Origin of the sequence: Marivita geojedonensis (genome assembly GCF_002115805.1) — a bacterium.
Taxonomy (GTDB): domain Bacteria; phylum Pseudomonadota; class Alphaproteobacteria; order Rhodobacterales; family Rhodobacteraceae; genus Marivita; species Marivita geojedonensis.
In genome coordinates this window covers 38,223-46,002 of record NZ_JFKC01000028.1, presented here as the reverse complement: position 1 = coordinate 46,002, position 7,780 = coordinate 38,223, and the positions used below count along the sequence as shown (strand labels likewise).

Genomic DNA, 7,780 nt, shown 5'->3' with positions numbered 1-7,780 from the left:
TCCTGACCCTAAGCCCGATGGAGGCGGATCAGTTTGCAAGTCAACTCGCGACGTTTTCCATGGTTGAGCAGCAAACTTTGACCAACCAGAATTTGGAAGCGTTGATTTCCTCGATATCTGCTGGAGGGTTGCCAGGCTACGCAAGTCTTGTGGGGCGGGTTGCCGTCCATGATCAGGCATTTCAATTTTCTGGCGCACCTGTCGAACTTGAGATCAAGAACGAAATTTTCTCGAGCGACACAAAAATTGTGATCTTGGACGATTCGGGCAACGTGGTCGCTGAGATCGAACTTGGGAGCGGGCAGTTCAAGGCAACTTGGGACGGTACTGGATTGGAGGGGCGTTTGCTGGCTTCTGCTCTCTATTCGGCAGAAGTCTGGCGCGTTTCCGATGATTTCCACACGGAAACAACGGTCACCACGCAGGCCGTGATCGAAGAAGTGCGCTTTGATGGTGGCGAGGCCACACTGATATTATCGGACGGAACCGAGATCTCCGAAGACCGTGTCAACAGCTTTCGATAGTCAGGAATTCAGTGCGCGACCGTATCGTCAGACCATCAAACTTGCGACGCGACGCGAATGAGAACGGCCAGTGGCGCTATCCTGTAAGTGCTCGTGCAAGCCATCAGGCTTGCAGCGGCTTCACGATTAGATCGCCCTCTTCGCGCGCTTTCATGGCCAGCGCAGCGGCATGCGCGCCGGCTGCTGTCGTAAAATACGGGATTTTGTCGTAAAGCGCGACGGATCGGATTTCCCGACTGTCTTCAACGGCCGCGGCTCCTTCTGTCGTGTTCATGACCAGATCGATTCCGCCGTCTTTCATGAGGTCGACAACGTTGGGACGGCCTTCATACACTTTCTTGGTCATCTCGCACGCAATTCCCTGCTGCGACAGGAATGCTGCGGTTCCTGCGGTCGCCACGATCGTGAAGCCGAGGTCGGTCAGAATCTTCGCTGTTTCGATCAGTTGTTCTGTCTTGTCTTCATTCTTGATCGAGAAGAATACGGTTCCTGACGTTGGAAGATGGGTTCCGGCACCCATTTGCGCCTTCAGGAATGCGCGAGGGAACGACCGGTCCCATCCCATGACTTCGCCAGTAGAGCGCATTTCAGGGCCGAGAATTGTATCAACACCCGGAAATCGTGCGAAGGGCAGAACAGCTTCCTTGACCGAAAACCACGGCATCATCGGATCCGCCAGGGTCATTGGATCGGCCAGCGGGAGCACGGTGTCGTAATCAGCGTTTTCCGGATAAGGGTCCCGCATTGGGAAGTTGGTCAGCGGTTCGCCAGCCATGACGCGGGCTGCGATGGACGCAATGGCAGAGTCTGTGGCCTTTGCCACAAAGGGAACCGTCCGCGATGCGCGCGGATTGACTTCGATCAGGTAGATTTCCCCATCCTTGATCGCAAACTGAACATTCATCAGACCTCGGACATTCAGAGCGAGGGCCAGAGCCTCTGTCTGGCGCTTGATTTCTGCCAGGAGGTCATCCGACAGAGAGTATGGCGGCAGGGAGCATGCGCTGTCACCCGAGTGAACACCTGCTTCCTCAATATGCTGCATGATGCCCGCAACATGCACGCGAGTCCCGTCACACAGAGCGTCGACGTCAAGCTCAGTCGCGCCGGACAGATAGCTGTCAAGGAGAACAGGGCTGTCACCGGAAACCACGACGGCTTCGTTGATGTAGCGTTCAAGATGCGCCATGTCGCGCACGATCTCCATTGCACGTCCACCCAGAACGTATGACGGACGAATGACGAGAGGGAATCCAATGTCCTCGGCAATCGCAAGCGCCTGTTCATCGGTTGATGCAATGCCATTGTGCGGCTGTTTGAGGCCGAGTTTGTTCACCAGATCCTGGAACCGCTCGCGGTCCTCGGCAAGATCGATGGCGTCTGGCGTGGTTCCGAGGATCGGAATGCCTTCAGCTTCGAGCGCATTGGCAAGCTTCAGTGGCGTCTGCCCGCCGAATTGTACGATCACGCCATGCAGCGTTCCATTGTCTTGCTCAACCCGCAGAATCTCGAGCACGTGTTCGAATGTCAGCGGTTCAAAATACAGGCGATCAGAAGTGTCATAGTCCGTGGAAACGGTTTCAGGGTTACAATTGACCATGATGGTCTCGTATCCGGCATCCGTCAGGGCAAAACACGCGTGACAGCAGCAGTAGTCAAACTCGATCCCCTGCCCGATCCGGTTGGGCCCACCGCCAAGAATGACAACTTTTTTCCGATCGGAGGGGCGTGCCTCGCACTCTACCTCACCCATCATCGGCATTTCGTAGGTGGAGTACATGTAGGGTGTTTGCGCCTCAAATTCGGCCGCACACGTGTCGATGCGCTTGAAGCTGGCTTTCACGTTCAACTTGAGCCGCTTGGCACGGACGTCCTTTTCAGTCACTCCGGTCAGTTTTGCCAGTCGCGCATCGGTGAAACCAAGCATTTTGAGCGCGCGCATCCCGGACTCGTCGTTCGGCAAACCCTTAGACCGAACGTCTTCCTCCGCTTCGACGATTTCCCGGATGCGGGCCAGAAACCACGGGTCGAACATTGTGGTCGCATGGATTTCGTCATCGGACAGCCCGTGACGCATCGCCTGAGCAATGGTGCGCATACGATCCGGTGTTTGCTGACTGATCGCTTTGATGACCGCCGATTTCTCCGGCGCACCCTCGATGTGAACCTCGTCAAATCCGGTCAGACCCGATTCCATTGAGGCCAGTGCTTTCTGAAGGCTTTCGTGGATCGTCCGTCCAATCGCCATGGCCTCACCCACCGATTTCATCGCGGTGGTCAGGTAGGGCTCGGAACCGGGAAACTTCTCGAACGCAAATTTCGGGATCTTCGTGACGACATAATCGATGGTGGGCTCAAATGAGGCAGGCGTCACCTTGGTGATATCGTTGTCCAATTCATCGAGCGTATACCCAACCGCGAGTTTCGCCGCGATTTTGGCAATCGGAAAACCGGTGGCTTTTGACGCCAAAGCAGAAGAACGGCTGACCCGAGGATTCATTTCGATGACAACCATGCGACCGTCCGCGGGGTTCACCGCCCACTGAACGTTTGAACCGCCGGTCTCTACGCCGATCTCGCGCAACACGGCGATCGAGCCGTTGCGCATGATCTGGTATTCCTTGTCGGTCAGTGTCAGCGCGGGCGCAACGGTGATGGAGTCGCCTGTGTGAACACCCATGGGATCCACGTTTTCGATGGCGCAGACGATGATGGCGTTGTCAGCCTTGTCACGGACAACTTCCATTTCGAATTCTTTCCAGCCAAGCAGGGACTCGTCGACCAGAATCTGGTTGACCGGAGAGGCGTCCATACCGGACCGGCAGTAATACATGAAGTCTTCGCGGTTGTAGGCCACGCCACCGCCGGTTCCGCCAAGAGTGAACGCCGGCCGGATGATCGCGGGCAGGCCGATGTGTTCCAGTTCTGCGAGAGCCAGAGCGACGCCGGCCTCGAGATCGGCGTTGCCATCTGCCTTTTTCGGTGCCGTGACGATAGTCGCCTTGGGGTTTTCAAGTCCGATACGGTCCATCGCTTCGCGGAACAGTTTGCGATCCTCGGCCATCTCGATGGCTTCGCGTTTTGCGCCGATCATCTCAACGCCGAATTTCTCAAGAACGCCCATTTCCTCAAGCGCGAGAGAGGTGTTCAAACCGGTTTGGCCACCCATCGTCGGCAGAAGCGCGTCGGGGCGCTCCTTTTCGATGATCTTGGCGACGACCTCGGGCGTGATCGGCTCGATATAGGTGGCATCCGCCAGCTCCGGGTCGGTCATGATGGTGGCCGGGTTGGAGTTGACGAGGATGACCCGATACCCTTCTTCGCGCAGAGCCTTACATGCCTGAGCGCCGGAATAGTCGAATTCACAAGCCTGCCCGATGACGATGGGCCCGGCTCCGATGATCATGATGGACTTGATATCGGTACGTTTGGGCATTGTGTCACCTCGTTTCGCGCAGATCCGTGCCGGCGGATCGCCCCGGCTGGCAAATTCCAGCGGGTTATAGACATGCGCGAGTGACGTTCAAGCCTCTTGAGACCTGCTTTTTCAGTCGCAGAACAATTTCCGGTCGATCTGTCTTGTACTGAGCGCGACGGCGCCTCCAACCAGCCAATTGCGACGGGTTCCGGCGGATTCATGCATCAGTGTGTCAACTTTGTTGGACATTTTTGGTGTCTGAATGCAATTGCGAGCCGAGTCCCGTGTTACTATTTCAATGTTAAACGCGGTTTTTGGCCGTCAATAGGCATGGATGGTCATGCGTCCTTAGGGGCAAACTGCGAGAAATAAGTGCTGATCCGGTGACATTGGAGCGTTGTCAAAACCGGTCAGGACGAAGGCGTGTTGTGCGAGTCGCAGGCGCGTTGAGGGGTGGGAGACGAGCATGACTGCGCCGACGCCGGGTCCGTTGAAGCAGCCACGGGAGAGGAGCTTCATGAGCGCCAACATGATTCTCCCGATTCATGACGTTCTTTCGAGGTTCATCAGCACTGACCATCGTGACCGCTTGTTTCGGGACGCCGGCCTGAAATTTCTTCCTTCACCGCAGGAACCGGTGCGGGAACGCCAGGTGGCGCAAGTCCATCAGACGGTTCGGCGCGAGTTTCCGGATGACTGGCCGCACATCATGAAAGCCGCGGGCGAAATGGCCGGAAGAGTTGTACTTGATTATCGCATGGAACCTGCAGCGCGCGATCTGCTGCGTCGACTGCCATGGTCCTTGGCGACATGGATGCTTGTCCGGACAACCACGCAGAATGCATGGACCTTTACAGGCAGCGGTGATTTCCGGGTGGTCAAGACATCGACACTTGAGATCGGCAACAATCCAGTCACGCGGTCTGAAGTCAGCAAAGATCCTGTCTGTGTCTTTCAGCAAACCGTCCTTGAGACCGTATTCAGTCAGGCGATCGATACTCGGTTGAGCTTTGTTGAAACCGCCTGCTGTGCGGCGGGCTCAAAGGCATGTCGGTTCGAATTGGCGATGCCTTAGACCGCCTGCGATGACGTTGGGGTGAAAACCAGCGACAACAGGCGTGGATTCCAACGGTATGGCTGGACTTTTCGATGAACCTGCATCATTGAGCCGGGCGACTTGAAACGTACAGAGAATTGGAAATCCGACATGCATGCCTATCGCAGCCACACCTGCGCTGATCTGACCAAGGCCGATGTTGGCCAGACTGTTCGCCTGTCTGGCTGGGTGCACCGCATCCGGGACCATGGCGGGGTGCTATTCATCGACCTTCGCGATCATTACGGGATCACGCAGGTTCTTTGCGACCCGGACAGCCCGGTTTTCAATGCGGTCGAGAATGTACGCTCCGAGTGGTGCATCCGGATTGATGGTGAGGTCAAGGCGCGGGACGAAAGCCTTGTGAACCCGAAGCTGCCGACCGGTGAGATCGAGGTCTTCATCCGCGACATGGAAGTGCTCGGGGCGGCAGAAGAATTGCCCCTCATCGTTTTTGGCGATCAGGAATATCCCGAGGAAACACGCCTCCGGTATCGCTATCTCGATCTGCGCCGTGAAGCCATGCAGCGCAACATGACCCTTCGCTCGGATGTAGTGGCGTCAATTCGCAAGCGCATGTGGAACAGTGGTTTCCGCGAGTACCAGACCCCGATCATCACGGCTTCCAGCCCGGAAGGCGCGCGCGATTTTCTTGTGCCCAGTCGCCTGCACCCCGGGAAGTTCTATGCGCTTCCGCAAGCGCCGCAACAATTTAAGCAGCTGATCATGGTCAGTGGCTTCGACAAGTATTTCCAGATCGCCCCCTGTTTCCGGGACGAAGACCCGCGCGCAGACAGATCGCCGACCGACTTTTACCAGTTGGACATGGAGATGTCCTTTGTCAGCCAGCAGGACGTGTTCGATACCATCCAACCCGTTATGCAGGGTGTGTTCGAGGAATTCGGCGGTGGCCGGAAAGTCGATACTGACTGGCCACAGATTTCCTACCGGGATGCAGCTCTTTGGTATGGAACAGACAAGCCGGACCTGCGCAACCCGATCAAAATGCAGGATTGCACCGAGCATTTCCGCGGTTCGGGCTTTGCAATTTTCGCCAAGTTGCTCGAGCAGGAAGGCACTGAAATCCGGGCAATCCCGGCACCTGGCGGAGGCAGCCGCAAATTCTGTGATCGGATGAACGCCTTCGCTCAGAAAGAAGGTCTGCCCGGTATGGGCTACATCTTCTGGCGCGATCAGGGAGATGGAATGGAGGCGGCTGGTCCGCTGGCCAAGAACATCGGCCCCGAACGCACCGAGGCAATCCGCCAGCAGCTGGGCCTTGAGGTGGGCGATGCGGCCTTCTTCCTTGGAGGAAAACCTTCGAGCTTCGAAACCGTTGCCGGCAAAGCGCGGGTGGTGATCGGCGATGAGCTCGGCCTGACCGACAAGGACCGTTTTGCGTTTGCCTGGATCGTCGACTTCCCGATGTACGAAGCCGATGAGGAAACCGGCGCGGTGGATTTCAGCCACAACCCGTTCTCGATGCCGCAGGGTGGTATGGACGCGCTTCAGGGCAATCCGCTTGACGTCCTGGGCTACCAGTATGACCTCGCCTGTAACGGCTACGAACTGGTGTCTGGAGCGATCCGGAACCACAAGCCTGAGATTATGTTCAAAGCGTTTGAACTTGCAGGCTACGGCGAAGACGAAGTGCGCAAGCGGTTCGGTGGTATGGTCAATGCATTCCGGTTTGGTGCCCCACCCCACGGTGGTTGTGCTGCCGGCATTGACCGAATGGTAATGCTGCTCGCAGACACAGCGAATATCCGTGAGGTCATCATGTTCCCGATGAACCAGCGGGCAGAAGATCTGATGATGAACGCTCCGTCTGATCCGACCAGCGACCAGCTGATGGAACTGGGTCTCCGCGTTATTCCCAAAGAGGACTAAGTCCTTCTTTGTTCGGATCGGTTTGTCCGGTCCGAACAGGTATCTTCAGTGAACATGGCTTTTTCGGTCGGGTTGGCGCTAAATAGCGACCGCATCCTGTAGCCTTGCCTGCACCAAACCCGAAAGCTTTGAGACTGGGCCCAAAAGCGGCGCCCCGTCTGAACGCGCGTTGGCAAGATCGGCGGCAGCATCCTCGAGAATGGTGTCTTCTGCAGTTCTTGCCACGCCCTGCAGAAACAGGGTTACGTAGTCGATCATCCGCTCATCTACCGGACCGCCGAGTATCTCTGCCACATGCGCCATATCCTCACGGAATGTGATCGGGTCGGGATGGACCTGATCGTTTCTGACGGGCCGCAGGCCACTGGGCTGTCGGTCCTCGGGAAGGTGCTGCAGGATCGCGTTCTGAAATACACCCAAGTTGGTGATCGGTTTGGCGAGAAATCCATCTGCCCCGGCTGCGAAAGTGATGTCCTCGGCAAAAGCATCTCCGCTTGTTCCAAGGATTACAGACACTCTCGGGGTCGCCGATGCCAGTTCCGAGATCAGCTCAGCACCGCTGCCATCTGGCAATCCCATGTCGATGATCACCACGGATGGGCGATAGACCTGTAAGTGGCGGCGTGCAGACTTGAGGCAATCAGCCCGTCGCAATCGGGCACCACTGTGCAGACACATCAATCTGAGCGCATCACAGGCGTAGCGGCTGTCCTCGACCGCGAGGATGGTCAGGCCAAGCAGGGGCCGGGTTGCCGTTGGTCTTCGAAATTGGTCCAAAGCCTCATCATCAATCATCTCGCCCTCCATGAGTCGCTTCATTTTGGCGCGGTCAGGGCTAACAGGTCGTTAATG

General features: G+C 56.9%; 5 protein-coding genes. 3 read left to right on the top strand and 2 right to left on the bottom strand.

The window, feature by feature from the left end; translation table 11 throughout:
* Window positions 1–524: flagellar hook assembly protein FlgD (locus MGEO_RS18725; protein ID WP_143746304.1), on the top strand; the 524-nt coding region annotated here is incomplete at its 5' end.
* A gap of 103 nt (window positions 525–627) precedes the next feature.
* Here MGEO_RS18725 and carB read toward each other — a convergent pair.
* The gene (gene carB, locus MGEO_RS18720) at window positions 628–3,960 is read right to left on the bottom strand and encodes a carbamoyl-phosphate synthase large subunit (RefSeq protein WP_085641236.1); all 3,333 of its coding nucleotides are present in this window, start codon (window positions 3,958–3,960) and stop codon (window positions 628–630) included.
* Window positions 3,961–4,459: 499 nt separating this feature from the next.
* On the opposite strand from carB, the gene bchJ reads away from it, so the two are divergent.
* Window positions 4,460–5,017, top strand: a complete 558-nt coding sequence (gene bchJ / locus MGEO_RS18715; RefSeq protein WP_158091054.1) for a bacteriochlorophyll 4-vinyl reductase — start codon at window positions 4,460–4,462, stop codon at window positions 5,015–5,017.
* 132 nt (window positions 5,018–5,149) lie between these two features.
* The gene (gene aspS / locus MGEO_RS18710) at window positions 5,150–6,928 is read left to right on the top strand and encodes an aspartate--tRNA ligase (RefSeq protein WP_085641231.1); all 1,779 of its coding nucleotides are present in this window, start codon (window positions 5,150–5,152) and stop codon (window positions 6,926–6,928) included.
* 78 nt (window positions 6,929–7,006) lie between these two features.
* On the opposite strand, the gene MGEO_RS18705 is transcribed toward aspS, so the two are convergent.
* On the bottom strand, window positions 7,007–7,723 hold the full coding sequence (locus tag MGEO_RS18705; protein WP_106299232.1) for a response regulator: 717 nt from the start codon (window positions 7,721–7,723) through the stop codon (window positions 7,007–7,009).
* Window positions 7,724–7,780: the final 57 nt, after the last annotated feature.